This window comes from Corynebacterium sp. MSK071, assembly GCF_030232125.1.
Lineage (GTDB): Bacteria > Actinomycetota > Actinomycetes > Mycobacteriales > Mycobacteriaceae > Corynebacterium > Corynebacterium kefirresidentii.
In genome coordinates this window covers 286845-303199 of sequence record NZ_JASPJA010000001.1, presented here as the reverse complement: position 1 = coordinate 303199, position 16355 = coordinate 286845, and the positions used below count along the sequence as shown (strand labels likewise).

At 59.5% G+C, this 16355-nt stretch carries 17 protein-coding genes; 7 read left to right on the top strand and 10 right to left on the bottom strand.

Annotated features, from left to right (window positions below; genetic code table 11):
• Nucleotides 1-83 precede the first annotated feature (83 nt).
• Together pstS and mshD are read right to left on the bottom strand one after the other, a co-directional pair.
• On the bottom strand, nt 84-1187 hold the full coding sequence (gene pstS, locus QP990_RS01295) for a phosphate ABC transporter substrate-binding protein PstS (protein ID WP_179386949.1): 1104 nt from the start codon (nt 1185-1187) through the stop codon (nt 84-86).
• Between the two features lie 214 nt (nt 1188-1401).
• Entirely contained in the window at nt 1402-2319 is a 918-nt protein-coding gene (mshD, locus tag QP990_RS01290; RefSeq protein ID WP_284798074.1) for a mycothiol synthase, read from the bottom strand.
• Between the two features lie 33 nt (nt 2320-2352).
• Here mshD and QP990_RS01285 point away from each other — a divergent pair, with 33 nt between their 5' ends.
• Entirely contained in the window at nt 2353-3180 is an 828-nt protein-coding gene (locus QP990_RS01285) for a DUF2993 domain-containing protein (protein WP_200288673.1), read from the top strand.
• Here the strand turns inward: QP990_RS01285 and QP990_RS01280 are convergent.
• Complete coding sequence (locus tag QP990_RS01280; protein WP_284798069.1) at nt 3164-4201, bottom strand: diacylglycerol kinase family protein; 1038 nt, start codon at nt 4199-4201, stop codon at nt 3164-3166. The two genes, QP990_RS01285 and QP990_RS01280, sit on opposite strands and share 17 nt — an antisense overlap.
• A 53-nt stretch (nt 4202-4254) precedes the next feature.
• On the opposite strand from QP990_RS01280, the gene QP990_RS01275 reads away from it, so the two are divergent.
• Entirely contained in the window at nt 4255-4950 is a 696-nt protein-coding gene (locus QP990_RS01275) for an FABP family protein (protein WP_239208377.1), read from the top strand.
• On the opposite strand, the gene QP990_RS01270 is transcribed toward QP990_RS01275, so the two are convergent.
• The gene (locus QP990_RS01270) at nt 4947-5810 is read right to left on the bottom strand and encodes an aminodeoxychorismate lyase (protein WP_284798068.1); all 864 of its coding nucleotides are present in this window, start codon (nt 5808-5810) and stop codon (nt 4947-4949) included. The genes QP990_RS01275 and QP990_RS01270 overlap by 4 nt on opposite strands.
• A gap of 30 nt (nt 5811-5840) precedes the next feature.
• Between QP990_RS01270 and QP990_RS01265 the strand changes: the two genes are divergently transcribed.
• Nucleotides 5841-6905 carry a folate-binding protein YgfZ gene (locus tag QP990_RS01265; protein ID WP_284798065.1) on the top strand — a complete coding sequence of 355 codons (1065 nt, stop codon included), beginning with the start codon at nt 5841-5843 and terminating at the stop codon, nt 6903-6905.
• A gap of 140 nt (nt 6906-7045) precedes the next feature.
• On the top strand, nt 7046-7240 hold the full coding sequence (locus tag QP990_RS01260) for a DUF3073 domain-containing protein (RefSeq protein ID WP_023019866.1): 195 nt from the start codon (nt 7046-7048) through the stop codon (nt 7238-7240).
• 86 nt (nt 7241-7326) lie between these two features.
• On the opposite strand, the gene purM is transcribed toward QP990_RS01260, so the two are convergent.
• The 3 genes from purM to QP990_RS01245 are packed head-to-tail and all read right to left on the bottom strand — an operon-like array spanning nt 7327 to nt 10309.
• Nucleotides 7327-8379, bottom strand: a complete 1053-nt coding sequence (purM, locus tag QP990_RS01255; RefSeq protein ID WP_284798063.1) for a phosphoribosylformylglycinamidine cyclo-ligase — start codon at nt 8377-8379, stop codon at nt 7327-7329.
• 18 nt (nt 8380-8397) lie between these two features.
• The gene (gene purF / locus QP990_RS01250) at nt 8398-9894 is read right to left on the bottom strand and encodes an amidophosphoribosyltransferase (RefSeq protein WP_284798062.1); all 1497 of its coding nucleotides are present in this window, start codon (nt 9892-9894) and stop codon (nt 8398-8400) included.
• A gap of 10 nt (nt 9895-9904) precedes the next feature.
• Nucleotides 9905-10309 carry a sterol carrier family protein gene (locus QP990_RS01245; protein ID WP_284798061.1) on the bottom strand — a complete coding sequence of 135 codons (405 nt, stop codon included), beginning with the start codon at nt 10307-10309 and terminating at the stop codon, nt 9905-9907.
• Nucleotides 10310-10342: 33 nt separating this feature from the next.
• Between QP990_RS01245 and QP990_RS01240 the strand changes: the two genes are divergently transcribed.
• Both QP990_RS01240 and QP990_RS01235 read left to right on the top strand, forming a co-directional pair.
• Nucleotides 10343-11353, top strand: a complete 1011-nt coding sequence (locus tag QP990_RS01240) for an acyl-CoA thioesterase (RefSeq protein WP_284798060.1) — start codon at nt 10343-10345, stop codon at nt 11351-11353.
• Between the two features lie 134 nt (nt 11354-11487).
• Entirely contained in the window at nt 11488-12648 is a 1161-nt protein-coding gene (locus tag QP990_RS01235) for an asparaginase (RefSeq protein WP_248100185.1), read from the top strand.
• A gap of 56 nt (nt 12649-12704) precedes the next feature.
• Here QP990_RS01235 and QP990_RS01230 read toward each other — a convergent pair whose 3' ends face one another.
• A complete protein-coding gene (locus QP990_RS01230) occupies nt 12705-13724 on the bottom strand; it encodes a LysR family transcriptional regulator (RefSeq protein WP_259825240.1) in 1020 nt (339 codons plus the stop codon).
• A 70-nt stretch (nt 13725-13794) separates the two neighbouring features.
• On the opposite strand from QP990_RS01230, the gene QP990_RS01225 reads away from it, so the two are divergent.
• On the top strand, nt 13795-14781 hold the full coding sequence (locus QP990_RS01225) for a tellurite resistance protein (RefSeq protein ID WP_248100183.1): 987 nt from the start codon (nt 13795-13797) through the stop codon (nt 14779-14781).
• Nucleotides 14782-14924: 143 nt separating this feature from the next.
• Here the strand turns inward: QP990_RS01225 and QP990_RS01220 are convergent, their stop codons facing one another.
• Nucleotides 14925-15635 carry a hemolysin III family protein gene (locus QP990_RS01220; RefSeq protein ID WP_374048529.1) on the bottom strand — a complete coding sequence of 237 codons (711 nt, stop codon included), beginning with the start codon at nt 15633-15635 and terminating at the stop codon, nt 14925-14927.
• Between the two features lie 109 nt (nt 15636-15744).
• Complete coding sequence (locus QP990_RS12305) at nt 15745-16311, bottom strand: type ISP restriction/modification enzyme (RefSeq protein ID WP_396127265.1); 567 nt, start codon at nt 16309-16311, stop codon at nt 15745-15747.
• Nucleotides 16312-16355 lie beyond the last annotated feature (44 nt).

Genomic DNA, 16355 nt, shown 5'->3' with positions numbered 1-16355 from the left:
ATCGTTACATACCTGCGCCCCCAAAGCGCGAATCGTGTGCGGCAGTGGGGGCGGGAGATATTAAGCTTTTACAGCTTTAGCGCTTACTGCAAAGCGTCAACAGCAGCCTTCAGCTTGTCCAGGTGAGCACCCTCAACCGGGATGAAGCCTTGCTCAGCCAGCTGGTCGTCCTGGTGATCCAGGACGGTGGTGAAGAAGGACTTGACCAGCTTGGAGGTCTCCTCATCGTAGCCCTTGGAGCAGACGATGTTGTAGGTAGTCAGGATGAGCGGGTATGCACCCTCGTTATCGGAGGAGAACAGTGCCTCAGAGTCAACAACCATGTTGTGCTCGGAGTCGGTCTTCTTGAACTCCAGGTTTTCCAAAGCCTTGTTGACGGACTCGGTGGAGAGCTCAACTGGGCCGTGGCCGAAGTCAATCTTGGCCTTCTTAACGCCTTCGCCTTCCTTCTGGTCTGCAAAGCCAGCCTCGACGTAGGTGATAGCACCGTCGATGCTTGCAACCTGGTCAGCAACGCCGGAGGAACCGTTAGCGCCCTCACCAACAGAATCCGGGAACTGCTTGCCCTCGGAGTCCCAGTCGCCCGTAGCGGCCTTCAGGAACTTCTGGAAGTTTGCGGAGGTACCGGACTCGTCGGAACGGAAGATGACGGTGATGTCCTTGTCCGGCAGGTCGGTGCCCTCGTTGTCAGCGGCGATAGCCTTGTCGTTCCACTTCTTGATTTCGCCCTTGAAGATCTTGCCCAGGGTCTTGGTGGAAAGGTTGATCTCGGTGTCACCCAGGTTGTAGGCGATTGCAACCGGGCCGATGGTGGTTGGCAGGTGCCATGCCTCGTTGCCGTCGCAACGCTTAGCGGCAGCCTCGACCTCGCCCTCGTCTTCCTTCAGGGCGGAGTCAGAACCAGCGAAGTCAGCCTGGCCGTTGGTGAAGGCCTCAACGCCGGCGCCGGAACCGGAAGCATTGTAGGACAGGGAAGCGTCTGGGTGATCCTCGGAGAACGCGGTTTGGAAGTAAGACATTGCGTTCTGCTGGGAGGATGCACCGTCGCCGACGAGCTCGCCGGAGACGTCCTCGCCGCCAGCGGAATCGGAGGAGGAGCCAGACTCCTCAGAGCAAGCTACGAGAGCGGTAGAGGTTGCGGCTACGATGCCGAAGATTGCGGCGGTGCGCTTGAAGTTGCGAATCACGGGAAAACCCTTTCCGGTGCAGATCAGAGATTGATTGTCCGAGGAAACCGCATCTCCTAGAGAGATATTTCCCGCATCCCGCTTCGCTTTCTGGGGCGAGATGCAGGTGCGCAGGTGCGGTTAACTCACAAGGTGTAAAGCTATCCGCAGGATCTGACCAAAAGGGTGCCAATAGGTGAACACTGAGTGAACAAACACGGCTCACCCCATGACTTTAATCACATACACCCCATACGACGTGTTCTTCATCAACTTTAAAGCCCAGGCGCTCATATGCTTTCAGCGCCGGATCATTGTCCGCTTCCACATAAAGAATTACCCGCTGAGCACCCTTTTCCACCATGCGACGCAGACCAATCTGCAGCAGCGGTCCACCCAATTTCTTGCCGCGATAGTCCGCAGCCAAGCCCACCACGTAGACCTCACCGAATCCCGGGGCTTCCTCCGCATGCCATTTGGTCCAGTGGAAGCCGGCTAGGACCGGATCTCCTGCCGTATCCCACAAGAAGAGCAGGTCAGCGGGATCAAACCAATCCGCCTCCATGCCGCGGTGCAGGCGATCTATATCCCAGCCACCTTGCTCAGGGTGCCAGGAAAAAGCCTCATTATTTGCCTTGAGCCACTGCTCCTCCACAAACTCCTGCCCCCATTTTGCTACCGACTCGGAGTAATTGAGCGCCGTCAAAGGCACGTCCTCGGGACGGGCGACAGCAGCGAGCTCTTCTCCCCCAATACCCATAACCACTAGCTTACGGGTGACCTGCAGACCTCGGGAGTGTGCCAGGGCCTGTGCGGCCGGCAGGTTCCCGTGGGCCCAGGCCTGGAGATTGGGGGTTTCCGCGGCGGCGTCGTAAAGCAAGGCCCCATAGCCCTGTCCGCGGAAATCTGGGGCGATAAATAGCTCGGCGGTGGAACCATCCAGCCCAGCCACGCCGCACGGCTTCTTATCTACCCACGCCACCAAGTGGCGATGCTGCAGGCGGGAATCAGTGAGGCCATTAAGGAACTGCTCTGAAAGGGGCGCCATTCCATCCACACGTTCGGCCTGCTCAGCAAGCTCTTCTAGGCGGCTCGCCAGCTCCGGGGAGTCCGGCAGGTTTTCTTCCGTGATACTAAAGGCATTGCTAGTCATAGACCCCAGAATACGTAGGGTAAGAATGAAGGGGTGAGTGTTCTAAGAATTGACCGGCGCATCGTACACATCCTCCTCGTGGTGTGCGTATTCATTGCGGCCTGGGTGGCGGATGCCTGCGTGGCTATGCACACGGAACACAAGGTGGCACAGGCCGTAAAAGCCAATTCACGGCTGGAAAATACGCCAGATGTCTTTATCGGTGGCACCCCCTACGTGTGGGCTGCGGCCTCGAAGGAAATTCCCTATTTGGAGGTCAAGGCGCTCGACGTGGAGGTGCCCAAGCTGGGAATGGTCAATGCTTCGACCGTACTGCGCGATATTACGGTGACCCCAGAACAAGTAATGAACGGCGATATTGAGGGCGCGCCTGTTTCTACCTACTCGCGCGGCATTTCCTTAGACGGGGTGGCGTTGGGCCGCCTGCTGGGAATTACCGATCTATCCATTGCCAACCCAGACGATATCTCCCCTTCCGGTGGCACCTCCGCGGAAGCTGAGCTGACAGGCACCCTGCCTGGCGATACTCACAAGTCCACCGCCAAAGTCACCCTCCGCTTAGTCGGGCCGGAGTTTCGCATGCAGGTCTATGACACCGATGACGAGCGCCTGCAAAAGGCCTTTTCCCTCAACTTTGATACTCGCCAGCTTCCGCTTCCGGCCCAGGCTACCGCGGTAAAAATGCAGGGCGGCACCATCTCCTTCGAAATACAGCGCCGCAATATCAAGGTGCAGCTGGCCCAACTCTCTCCTCTGGAGATTGAAGGCTCGGAGCAAAAGGCCGTGGAAGAGGCAGAAAAGAAAGCCGCCGACACCAAGCACCGGGTGGGACCTGCGCCGCAGGCTAGCGCAGGCGGATAAAGTCCCGGAGCACTTCCTTCATCGTGCGCTTATGGACTTCTCTCCTATCCTGCGGGGCGAATACCTCGATGGCTTCCTTTACGGAGGCTAAGGTAACGGCATCGAAGCGCCCCTCAGATTCCCCGTCGGCCTGGAAGCGCTGCGGTTCGCGGCAGACCAGTTCGACGCGCATGGCATCGTCGAAGGCCACGGTCTTTTCTTTGGTGAGCTTATTGAGCCATCCACGTTTATCGGCACCAAAGAGGTGCAGCAGGCCGACGACGCCGCCAAGTCCGCTAAACTCCTCCAGGCCAAAAAGAGCAAGGCCCTCATCAAAAGAATTGCGCGGATTGGTCACAACCGGCAGAGGGCCTAGGAAGGTCCACGGGTTGGTATTGGAGGTAAACATGAGCGGCACATCGTCTTTGCGCAGCTGCTCGCCGATGCTGGATTCGGCCTTAACCGCAATATGCGGTGGATTCTTCCGCGCGCGGCTCCACGCCCGAATGGCAACATTGAGATAGCGCAGTGGAGTGGCAGAAAATCCTTGCTCGCGCGCCCGGTCCACGCGCGCCAAAACATCCGCATCCAAGCCGAAGCCGGCATTGACGGCAAACCAGCGATCGTTCCACGTGCCCAGGTAAATGGTGCGACGGAGGTTGCGCTCCAGCATGCGCGCCAATACGTGAGTGGCTTCCACCGGAGTGTTGGGAAAACCTAGAGCGCGCACGAAAACATTGGCAGACCCGGTAGGAATTACGGCCAACGCGGGGATGGAGTGGGGGTCGGGGCGCTGCCCATCGGCCGGGCCGAGGAGCCCGTTGACTACCTCGTTGACGGTCCCATCTCCGCCTACAGCGATAATGACGTCATAGTCATCCCTGGTCATTCCCTTGACCATCTCTTCGGCGTGGCCGGGGTGGTGCGTAAATTGCACCTTCAGGCGCAGCCCCTCCACCGCTTGTAGGCAAGGAACGATTTGGCGGAAAAGGGCGTTGGTTTGTGAGGTCGAGTTGGGATTCGAGATCATCAATGCATGCACGAGGCCCAAGTCTAGTAGTTAAATAGGCGGGTTCACGACTAGGCTGGACGCCCATGAACGAAAACAATAATGAAACCACTCCCGAAAACATCGAAACCACCGCGGCTTCCCACCCGGAAAATGACCCGGGAAAGCTCAACGGCAACGATGCCGTGAACCAAGCCGCCGAGCAGTGGAAAGACGCCGCTAGCCGCAATATCCCTGCTCTCGAGCTGGGCGATACCCCGGTACCGGACGATACTGCCAACCTGCGCCAGGGCCCATCGCTGCACGACGGCCTGCTAGGACTGCTCCCCCTCGTGGGCGTCTGGCAAGGCGAGGGCCAGGCACACGATACGCAGGGCCAGGAATATACCTTTGGCCAGCAGCTGGTGATCGCCCACGATGGCGAGAATTACCTCACGTTTAGCTCCCGTACCTGGAAGATTGATACCGAGGGCAAGCCGGAAGGCCCCTCCGTGCGCGAGACCGGCTTCTGGCGCATTTCTGAAAAGGATGAAATCGAGGTCACTTACACCTCTTCAAACGGCATTGTGGAAATCTTCTACGGCGAGCCGTTCAATGACCGCGCATGGCAGCTGGAGTCCGCCTCCACCATGGTCACCGAAACCGGACCGAAAAACCTGGGGCCGGGCAAGCGCATGTACGGCCTGATGCCCAATAACAACCTGGGCTGGGTAGACGAGCGCATGGTTGATGGGGAAATGCGCCCCTACATGTCCGCGGAGCTCACCCGTATCGCTGGCTAGTCCCCCAGCGCTTTATCAATAAGGTCTCGAATGACGTCCACGTTATCCGGGGCCTTTAATTTTTTGCCATTAAGCCGGGTGACCCGGGCGGCAACGCGCACCGAGGACACCAGCCACACTGAGTCCGCCTTTTCCAGATACTCCACGGTGAGCGGCTTGGCTTTGCAGCGATAGCCCTCCTTAGTGGCGTGGGCGAAAAGGGCCGCCTGCGTGGTTCCGGGAAGGATGCCGCGGCCGGCGGCGGTGCGCAGTTTCTCTCCCTTGACGGCCACCACGGTCGAGGTTGCGCCCTCGAGGATTTCTCCGGTGTCCGGATCGGTGAGGATGAGATCCTCAAAGCCCTTATCTCGCGCCATGCGCAGCATCGCCATCGTGGCCGCATAGTTGAGCGTCTTGGCGGGTAATTCCTCCGCTACGTGCCACAGGCGCGGGCTGGTCATGACGGCTACGCCGTGCGCGCGCTGTTCTAGGACCCTTTCCTCGATGGGTTGAACCACGACCCAGGCGCTCGGCCTTCCCGTAGAGGCGCGCCCGCGGGTATAAGTCCAGGTGCATTTGGCATCCCCTGTCTCATCCCCGCAGAAGTCCGCAATCGCGAGACGCGTGGCTTCTTCCCACTTCTCCATAGGCGGTTCTGGCAGATTCATGGTGCGCGCTGAATCGCAGAAGCGTTGCGCGTGCCGCTGCAGGTTGGCGGCTTTTCCTCCGCGTACGAGCAGGGATTCAAAAATGCCATCGCCGCGGGTGACCGCGGCATCATCCGCATAGACGAGAGGCAGCGTGGGCATGTGCCTGCGTACCGACCCTCCAAAGGGCTCCACAACGTAGATGACCGGCTCTTTTCGCGGCGAGAACTTCATACCTTTGATTATGCCCTACCATCGGTAGTTGTGAGTTATTCTTCGCCTCTTCTGCAACGCACCGGTGCCGCGGAGCACCAGGACGCAACCGTACTCGATGCCCAAGGCGTGGCCTGGCATTATGGCAATCCGCTGGGTGAGCAACGAGCTGCCGATGGCGGCACCATAGTCATCGACCGTTCCCAACGCCGCGTCATCCGTGTCAGCGGCAAGGACGCCGCCGAGTTTCTTAATAATTTGCTTTCGCAAAAGCTGGATACCGCCCCCGTGGGCTTTAGCGCCGGTGCCCTTGACCTAGACATCCAAGGACATATCCTCCACCACATGGATATCGTCCGCACCGAAGACGCCTTTCTTATCGACGTCCCCGCGGCCCAATTCGACTCCCTTTTTAAGTTCCTCACCATGATGATCTTTTGGTCCGAGGTCACCGTAGAGGAAGCCGATATCGCCATCCTCACCCTACTGGGTGAGACCGATATTGCGCTACCACCCATGGTGGAGTTTTCCCGCCAGGTTCAGTGGACCGGAATCAATCGCGTTGACCTGGGAGTCCCACGCAAATCCTTGGTTGAGGCAACGAAGCTCTTGGAGGGATCCGGCGCGCGACTGGCCGGGCTTATGGCGTTTACCGCCGAGCGGGTGCGTGCGCGCGAGCCGGAACTGGCAACGGATCTAGATAATAAATCCATCCCCCACGAGGTACCGCAGTGGATTAGCCGTAGCGCAGATAATCCGGCCCACGTCCACCTCAATAAGGGCTGTTACCGCGGTCAGGAAACGGTAGCGCGCGTGGAAAACCTCGGCCGCTCTCCTCGCCTATTGGTGCAGCTACACCTCGACGGCTCAGCCCCGCAACGGCCGAATGTGGGCGATGACATTACTTTCAATGGACGTAAGGTAGGCCGCATCGGCACGATCGTGGATGACTGCGATTTTGGCCCCATTGCCCTAGGCCTCGTGAAGCGCTCTGCGCTGGATGCCGGCACCCTAGAGGTGGGCGATACGGCGGCTTCAATTGATCCTTCTTCCATCCCCGAAGATGAGGGCCCCAAGGCCGGACGTGAGGCGGTAAACCGGCTGCGCGGACGTTAGATCTCCCACTAGCTAGGGGGCGGTGCGGAATTTTTTCGTCACACAGGCTATTGTGTCTTACAGGAAGATACTCAATAGACAAGTCGATGGGGCGCCCAAGAATCCCTGGCGCGCCCTACTAACCCAAGGGGGTCATGCACATGGGACGCGGACGCGCAAAGGCAAAGCAGACCAAAGTTGCACGCCAGCTCAAGTACAACTCACCCGAGATGGATATCGAGTCCCTACAACGGGAACTCGCCGCACAGCAAGAGGGTGACTCCCGCGATTATGAAGAGGATGACCCATACGCCGACTACGTCGATGAATGGGATGACGACCGCGACGAACGCTAATCTTCCGCTCGCCGCCGGATAGTTCAAGGGCCCTAGGATTTCCTAGGGCCCTTCCTCATGCCCTCCCCTAGCGGGGCAAGACACTATTAGAAATTTGGGTGCTCGCCGTGCATGAGCACGCGCGGCTCCTCGCCAGAGGCGGAGCGAACGGTGCCCAACTCCCACGCATCGATGTGGCGCGCGGTAAGCATTGCTAGGGCGCGGTCGCGGTCTTCAGGGTTGACCACGGCAATCATGCCCACGCCCATATTGAAGGTCTTCTCCATCTCAGCCAGCTCCACCTTGCCCACTGAGGAGATGAGCTTGAAGATCTGGCCTGGGGTCCACGAAGCGCGGTTAATATCGGCGGCTAGGCCTTCCGGGATGACGCGCTCAAGGTTGCCGGCCAGCCCACCGCCGGTGACGTGGCAGAAGGTGGATACGGAGCACTCACTGGCCAAAGCCAAGCAGTCCTTGGCGTAGATGCGGGTAGGCTCCAGCAGCTCCTCTCCGAGGGGACGGCCCAGCTCTTCTACGTGGCTGTCGAGAGGCATGCCAGCCTGCTCCAAAAGGACGTGGCGGGCCAAAGAGTAGCCATTGGAGTGCAAGCCGGAAGACCCCATGGCGATGAGCACGTCCCCATCACGGACCTTATCGGGGCCAAGCACGCCATCAGCCTCAACGACGCCTACCGCGGTGGCGGAGACATCGTATTCATTTTCTTCCATCATGCCGGGGTGCTCGGCGGTCTCGCCGCCCAATAGCGCGGCACCGGCCTGCACACACCCCTCGGCGATGCCCTTGACTACCTCGGCCACCTTTTCCGGCACGACCTTGCCCACGGCAATATAGTCCTGCAGGAAAAGCGGCTCCGCGCCGCAGACGACGAGATCATCGACGCACATGGCGACCAAGTCGATGCCGATGGTGTCGTGCTTGTCCATGGCCTGGGCCACGGCCAGCTTGGTGCCAACGCCATCGGAACCCGCGGCCAAGATGGGCTCCTTATAATCGCCGAGCTTAAACAGGCCGGCAAAGCCGCCGAGGCCGCCAAGGACCTCGGGGCGGGTGGCGCGCTTGGCGTGCGGGGCGAAAAGCTCAACGGCGCGGTCGCCCTCTTCGATGCTGACGCCGGCTGCGGCGTAGGTATTGTCACTCATGGTTTCAAAAGTCCTTTGTTATTCGGTGCCGAGCAGGGTGCGCACGGCGTCTGCATTGGAGTTTCCGGCGGGCAGGCCGAGCGGGTACTCGCCCGTGAAGCAAGCGGTGCACAGCTCGGACCGGGGCTGCTCGGTGGCGGCCACCATCTCCTCAACGGAGACAAAGCCCAGGGAATCGGCGCCGATGGTGTCACAGATGGTGGCGCAGACGGTTTCCGGATCGTCGGAAGGGCTGGCATTAGCAATCAGCTCACCCGGGGAGGCGAAGTCAATGCCGTAGAAGCACGGCCACTTCACCGGTGGGGAGGCGATGCGCACGTGCACCTCGGCGGCACCGGCCTCGCGCAGCATGCGAATGAGCGCGCGCTGGGTATTTCCGCGCACGATGGAATCATCCACCACGACCAGCTTCTTGCCGTTGATGACCTCGCGCAGCGGGTTGAGCTTCAAGCGGATGCCCAGCTGGCGCAGGGTCTGGGTGGGCTGGATGAAGGTGCGGCCCACGTAGGCGTTTTTAACCAAACCGTGGGCGAAGGTGATTCCCGATTCGCGGGCATAGCCCACGGCGGCTGGATTACCGGATTCGGGTACTGGGATGACGAGGTCCGCGCCCTCCGCGGGGTATTCGCGGGCCAAGCGGCGGCCAATATCCACACGGGAGGCGTTGACGGAACGGCCCTTGATATCGCTATCCGGGCGGGCCAAGTAGACGTATTCGAAGACGCAACCGTGGCGCTTTGCCGGCGCGAAGTTCACGGATCGGATGCCAGCCTCATCGATGGCGACGAGCTCACCGGGTTCAATCTCGCGGATGAACTGGGCGCCGCAGATATCGAGCGCGCAGGTCTCGGAAGCTACTACCCAGCCCTTGGCCAGGCGGCCAAGGACAAGCGGGCGCACGCCGTGTGGGTCGCGGGCGGCGTACATGGTGTGCCCATCAGTAAAGGTCAAGCAGAACGCGCCCTTAACTCGCGGCAGCAGGTCGCGGGCGGAGTCAAAGACGGAGGTGTCTTCATCCACGCCGTCGGCAAGCAGCATGGACAAGCACATGGAGTCAGAAACGGATTCCTCGTGCGGCTTGATGAGGCCGCGTTGCACGGCTTCCTCGCGCAGCTCCAGGTAGTTGACCAGATTGCCGTTGTGCCCAAGGGCAATGTCTACCCCGGTGGAAGAGGTAGAAAACATGGGCTGCACGTTGGACCATTCCTTGCCGCCGGCGGTGGAATAGCGCGTGTGGCCCACCGCTACGTTTCCTTGGAGGGCGGACAGGGTGGATTCATCAAAGATATTGGCCACCAAGCCCATGTCTTTGAAGACGACGATACGGTCATCATCGCCCACTGCAATGCCAGCGGCCTCCTGGCCACGGTGTTGCAGGGCGAAGAGCCCAAAGTAGGTCAGCTTGGAGACTTCCTCCCCAGGAGCCCAGACGCCATAGACGCCGCATTCTTCGCGGGGCTCCTGCTCATTCTGATCGTCAAGATTGGTGATACTAGGAGTATGTACTTCTACCACGGCGTTTATATTAGCCTGTCGCGCCGCCGGAAACTAACGGAATGAGCGGCAACCACTGCGCGATTTCGCCCGCGCGGGAGCCGGAAGCATCCACGCGACCAGTGCCTACGGCCTCTTCCCAGTCCGCCAATCCGGTGGCAAGGCGCAGCCAGGTTTCCGGATCAGTCTCCACCACATTGGGTGGGGTGCCGCGGGTATGGCGGGGTCCTTCAATGCATTGCACCGCAACAAATGGGGGTACGCGCAGCTCCACGGAGTGACCCGGCGCGTCGGCTTCGAGAGTGCGGGCGGTGCGCCGGACGGCGTCGGCAAGCAGGGCTCTACCAGGCTTATCGTGCTCCGCCGGGGCGGCAATCCAGTCTTTGATGGCCATGACGGCCGCGCGGGTAGCGGCGGGATCGACGGGCTTTTTCATAACTACATCATAACTACTGTTATCTTGTTGTTTATGTCACCTACGCCTTCCGTTGCGGAAAATCAGAAATCGCCGGCGCTGACGCTGCGCTTTATGGCATCGCCAACCGACGTCACCATGGCCGGCGCCCCCGGCATCAGCGGCGGACGCGTCCTGGAATGGATTGATAAGGCCGCCTATGCCTGCGCCGTGCAGTGGTCCGGCCAGTACTGCGTGACCGCATACGTGGGCCATATTCACTTCACCCGCCCCATCCCTTCCGGGCACATCGTGGAGGTGCGCTCGCGCATCGCCATGACCGGCCGGTCTTCCATGCACATCGTCAATGAGGTGCTTTCGGCTGACCCGCGCGAAGGCATCTTCACTCGCGCCTGCGATTGCCTGGTCATCTTCGTAGCCAAGGACCCTGCCACTGGCAAGTCCACCCCGGTGCCGCCCTTCGTGCCGGAAACCGATGAACAGTGCCGCGTAGAAGAAGCAGCCAAGTCCCGCATTGAGCTGCGCAAGGCCATCGAGGCGGAGATGGAAGAGCAAACCTATGACGGGCCTTCCGATGCCCCGCGCATGGTCAACCGCTTCCTAGCCAAGCCCACCGACGTCAACTGGGGCGGCAAGGTCCACGGCGGCACCGCCATGCAATGGATCGATGAGGCCGGTGCGGCCTGCACCATGGAGTGGTCCGCCGAGCGCACCGTAGCTGTCTATGCCGGTGGCATCCGCTTCTACCGCCCGATTTCCATCGGCGACCTCATCGAGGTCGACGCCCGCATGATGCGTACCGATACCCGCTCGATGCAGATGTCCATCCACGTCCGCTCCGGCAACCCCCGCGGCGGCCGTGAGCACTTGCAAACCGCCATCCATGCCACCGTGGCCTATATCGCCCTCGATCATGATGGTCAGCCACAGGTGGCCCGCCCCTTCCATCCGCATACCGAGGAAGATAAGCGCTTGGCCGAGCACGCCACCGTGCTGCGCGAGCTACGCGCCAAGTACTCGCCAAAACCTTTGGTGGTGGCGCCGACAAATCAGCACATCAATTAACTGCTCTCCCCTCGTTTCGGTGTTAGCAAGTCCATAGTGGCAGCGGCAACCCCGTCTTTATGCTTTAGATGGATTTATACGCGGACGACGGTTTCCTGCCGTCTGCTCTTATATCCACACAGAAACGAGGGAATATGCACACCCCAACTTTGCGCCGGTCGGTACGCACCGGCCTTGCCCTGATAGCTTCGGCCTGCCTCTTGGCGTCCTGCCAGAATCCGGATAACCGCCCAGCGGACGAAACTTCGGCCACCACACCCGAGTCTTCCGCCTCGCACAGCCCCACCAGTTCTGAGCCCGCGACCACAGAAGCAACCGAAACCTCCGCCACGGAAAGCGAGGGCCCACGCGCCACCGCCGAGGGACACGTGGTGGTCCTTTCTACCGGCGGCACTATCGCCAGCACACACGATAAGACTGGCGCGGTGGTGCCTACCGTTACTGGCTCCAAGTTGGTGGAACCGCTTTCTGGCACCTTTGATAACAACAAACTCACGTTAGAGGTCAAAGACATTGCTAAGCTGGATTCTTCCGCGATGACCTTGGACGATACCGATAGCATTATCACGGCCGTACACAAGGAGCTGCAGCGCAAGGACGTCGATGGTGTTGTGGTAACCCATGGCACCGATTCCATGGAAGAGACCGCCATCGCTGTCGATACCTTCCAAGACAGTGAGAAGCCGGTGGCCTTAACCGGTGCAATGCGCCCCTTTGATGATCCGAATCCAGATGGCCCGGATAACTTGGCGCTCGCGGTGAAGACCGTCACCGATCCCGCCAATAGGGGCCGCGGCACGTTTATCGCCTTTGCGGATCAGGTCATTCCTGCCCGCGGCGCTTTCAAGTCCGATACGTCCAAAGCCGATGGCTTTGCCAATAACAATGGCGAGAAGCAGCCTCAGCGCCCGAAGGCTCTGAAGTTTAAGCCACTGGGCAATACCCGCGTCGATATTATCGCCGCCTACCCCGGTGCGCCGGCTGATCTCATCCAGCGTTCCTTGGACAGCGGCGCCGAAGGCATCGTCATTGAGGGCATGGGCGCCGGCAATATCGGCGACGAACTAGCACAGGCCGCTCAGGCCGCGGCCAAGAAGGTTCCGGTGGTGCTCACCACCCGCGTGGACCACGGCCCAGTGGAGGGAATCTACGGCGGAGCCGGTGGCGGTGCCACGCTTGCCGACGCCGGCGTTATCTCCTCTGGCACCCTGCGCGCGCCCCAAGCACGTATGCTGCTAGCCGCTGCGATTACGACCGGCACCGATGCTGAGGATCTCTTCGCTCATGCTGAATAAACACTCGCCTTGGAGCACCGGCTGGTGGAGTCACCACATTAATGAACGAGTTTTCATCAGCCACGCTTAGTTTCGACCTCGTCCCCGTCCGCATAGTCCGCCAAGAAGCGAAGAAACCGGTGAGCCGGCTCTGGGAGTCGGTTCTGCGAGCTCCACACCACACGTAGAGGCCGGTCAAACTTGATCTCAGCTACCGGAACCTCTATATACTCACCGGTGGCCAACTGCGACTCCACTGCTCGCCTGGCTATAACCCCTGGAGCGCCTAAGGCACCTATAGCAGCGCGTTGCGCCCCCAGAGATCCAAATTCTCCTGCAGGAGGAGCGAGTGACCCCAGAATGTCCTCTACTACCTCCCGCGTGCCGCTTCCCTGCTCACGCAGAACCAAAGGAGTAGTCTGCAGCTCCTCCTTAGTTACTGCAGCCATCCCCTTCAATGGTGCTGAAACTGTAGAAGTCCCAGCTTCATTTCGGTTATCCACCCGAGCCCAGTGATGGCCTGCGGGGACGACAACAACGAGTTCATCGTGTCCGGCTACACGCTGTTGCAATTCATGGGATACCCAGTTGCCTTCCACAATGGCCAATTCCGCCAATCCCTGTACTACGTAGCGCTGGGCCTCCCGGCTATTGAGCTGGCGCATACGCAGAAAAGTTTTCGGGTGAGCACGTTGAAACGCCGCAGCCCAGCGCGGGTAATCTACCTCGGCGACTGTATGCGAGACCACCAATTTAATTTCCTCGGTGACGCCTTCACCGATGGCTCTCTCAAGACCACGCGCGCAGTCGTTCAAGGCACCCTCTAGCACCTCGAGTACCCGGACAACCTGGGAGCCGACTTCCGTAGTAAAACTACCCGCAGCTCCACGCCAAAAAATGCGTTGATTTAGATGCCTTTCAAAATTGGCAATGCGATTACTCACCGACTGTTGGGAGACATTCAGGTGTATGGCGGCCTGATTCATACCCCCATACCGTGCCACAGCAAGTACGGCGTCGACTGTCTGGGCATCGGGGACAAATCCGCGCCGAACTGGTAAAAAGTCATCACTACTACCGATTCGCGAGGGGTACATATTTTCATTGTAACCCCGTCCAGAATGAACGCCCTCCCGCAATTCTGCCGTAAAGCTTAGCCTCAAGCGCATGTTAAAAATTCAGAACGAGATAGACCTTCCCCCGCTCGGCCCAGGCTGGGCCGGGGCCGTTATGGGCCTCGGAATCTCTTCTACTCTTATCGACGTACACGTAACTCCCCTATTAGGCTCGGCCCCCTCGAAAGCCATGCTTGGGGTTGTAACAATTCTTGCTATATCACTCGTATTTGGGTTTCTAAAGCACCATAATCCGGGATTTTACGCCGCCGACATGCCTGCTTGGGGCATGGTATCTATGGGCATACTTTCTTTGGGTAGCGCCTACTCCCTCATTTATGATGCCTGGTCGGTTCATACCTTGTGCTGGGCAATAGGAACGGTTCTCGGCGCGGTGACGTGCATCCGTTTTCTCGTGTTTCTCATCTGCGATCGCCCGTCAGCCCCCGCTTTCACCTGGGGACTACCGCTGGTTGCCCCCATGGTTGCGGCTACCTCCTCAGCTCAGTTGGCACCGCATGCCGGCGAGTGGGGATCGATAGTCCACAGCATTGGCGTAATCAGTTTTGCATTGGCTTGGCTTACAGGATTGCCTACATTCGCCTTCGTTTACCTGCGTACCATTCCGAAAATTCCTACCAGCTTCGCTGCCACTGCTTGGATCCCGCTCGGGCTGGTAGGCCAATCTACCGCGGGAGCACAATTGCTTGCAGGTGAACAATGGCACTTCCGCGCAATGGTCTACGGTGTAGCGATGCTCGGGCTTGGCATCCCGCTGGCCATTTACGCCATGAGCAAGCACTGGGGAGCGGCCCTAGGAAGCACCCCCATGTCTTATAACCCCACGTGGTGGGCTAGTACATTTCCCGTAGGTACCTGCTGTCTTGGTAGTCATACTTTGTCCACCCAACCTGCGGCACTGACGTTGGGCATGGGATGGATGGATACCATCAGCGCCGCCCTTCTAGTGCTGCTTCTTGTCCACGTCATGTGGGCTACTATCGGCGCAGCCGTGATCGGCTGGGCAAAAGCACGCTGAGTTTTCGAGTCTCATGACTTCTAGGTGAATACCCACCGTAGCGGCGTCAGTATGTGTACCCCCCTTCCATCTAAAAAGGAGTTTACAGGCAGTCCGGCAATTCCTGGGTGGAGGAGATAGACGTGCTAATAGTCGACCTACCCCTAGACGACGACCATCCACACCGCAACCAGGTGCACCACCGCCGCCGCAATCGTCGCGGTGTGGAAGTGCTCGTGGTAGCCGTAGTAGCGTGCGTTGCGCCCTGGCCACTTAAAGCCATAGACCAGCGCACCGAGCGAATAAACCACGCCGCCGGCAACGAGCAGCCAGACGACGGCCGCGCCGGCTTGCGTCCACAGCGTGGGCAAGAGCGGCAGCACCAACCAGCCCAGCGCTAGGTAAACCACCACGTCCAACCAGCGCGGGTGGCCAATCCACACCAGGTTCAAAATCGCGCCGAGAATCGCTCCTGCCCAGGCAACGCCTAGCATCCATGCCGCCTGTACCGGCGATAACACGATGAGGCACAGCGGCGTATACGTCGCCGCAATAAACACCGAGATGGTCGCGTGATCCGCCCGCCGCCACCACTGCACGGCACGCGCGCTCGCCCACGGATAGCGGTGGTAGAGCGCCGAAACGCCAAAAAGCCCGACCAGCCCCACGCCGTAAACAGTTACGCCAAGCCCCTGCCACCACTGCAGCGTCATCCACGCATAGGTAATGAGCACGGTGGAGGCAATCACCGACAGCAATGCTGCAATCGCATGTCCCCAGCCACGGCTTAGCGGCCTGGGACCGCGGTCGGCCATCCAGTACGTGCGCTGGACAAGGCCCGGCCCCGGCGCGCTATCCGCATGAATCTGTGCCACGAGGTACTTCCCTTCTGCTAGCCGCAACGAACCCGAACAAGAAACCTACGATACCGTAAGTCTACGGACGCAGCCGGAGGGATTCAAGGAAAATCGCCTCGAAATGCTGCTAACTTTCCACAGCAGAACCTTCCTCTACCAGCCCATCAACAATGCGTACCGTCTCCATCGCTACGCGCGTGACCTTGCCAATTAGGTCCACGATGCAGCGCGGATTGCCCACCTCATCGGCCCAATCCTTCGGGTCATTAACAATACCGGAGGCCTTGTCTTTCTTAACCTGGTAACGGTCAATCAGCCAGGCGAGAGCTGAGCGCGAGCCAAGCATATACTCATCCGCCTCCGCAGGAATACCACCGATGGTCACCTGCCTGTTGTAGATCAGCTTGGTCACGTCATTGACGTTTTTGCCTGTCTCCGGGTCCTTGCGCTTGGCCCATATCATCTTCTTAACGCGCCACGTCTCACGGTCAGACTCATCACCCTTGACCTGAATATCCAGCGGCCACGGCTCCACGGACTCGTAGTCCACGTGCAGGTCCATTAATTCTTTACCAGCCGCAGCAAACTTGTCGAACTCCGCACGCGAGGATGGCGTTTCAATATGCGGCAGCATCTTCTTCAAATCCGCCGCATTCTTCGTGCGATAGCCCGAGTCATGCAACTTTCCGTACACAAAGTGGAAGATGTCATCACCGCTTTTCGAATACTACGGCTTTG

Bases quoted from the DNA above. Each gene is read 5' to 3' on its own strand.
- mshD (WP_284798074.1), bottom strand. From the start codon at position 2,319: ATGACTAGCAATGCCTTTAGTATCACGGAAGAAAACCTGCCGGACTCC.
- QP990_RS01275 (WP_239208377.1), top strand. From the start codon at position 4,255: ATGAACGAAAACAATAATGAAACCACTCCCGAAAACATCGAAACCACC.
- QP990_RS01270 (WP_284798068.1), bottom strand. From the start codon at position 5,810: ATGAAGTTCTCGCCGCGAAAAGAGCCGGTCATCTACGTTGTGGAGCCC.
- QP990_RS01260 (WP_023019866.1), top strand. From the start codon at position 7,046: ATGGGACGCGGACGCGCAAAGGCAAAGCAGACCAAAGTTGCACGCCAG.
- purM (WP_284798063.1), bottom strand. From the start codon at position 8,379: ATGAGTGACAATACCTACGCCGCAGCCGGCGTCAGCATCGAAGAGGGC.
- QP990_RS01245 (WP_284798061.1), bottom strand. From the start codon at position 10,309: ATGAAAAAGCCCGTCGATCCCGCCGCTACCCGCGCGGCCGTCATGGCC.
- QP990_RS01240 (WP_284798060.1), top strand. From the start codon at position 10,343: ATGTCACCTACGCCTTCCGTTGCGGAAAATCAGAAATCGCCGGCGCTG.
- QP990_RS01235 (WP_248100185.1), top strand. From the start codon at position 11,488: ATGCACACCCCAACTTTGCGCCGGTCGGTACGCACCGGCCTTGCCCTG.
- QP990_RS01230 (WP_259825240.1), bottom strand. From the start codon at position 13,724: ATGTACCCCTCGCGAATCGGTAGTAGTGATGACTTTTTACCAGTTCGG.
- QP990_RS01225 (WP_248100183.1), top strand. From the start codon at position 13,795: ATGTTAAAAATTCAGAACGAGATAGACCTTCCCCCGCTCGGCCCAGGC.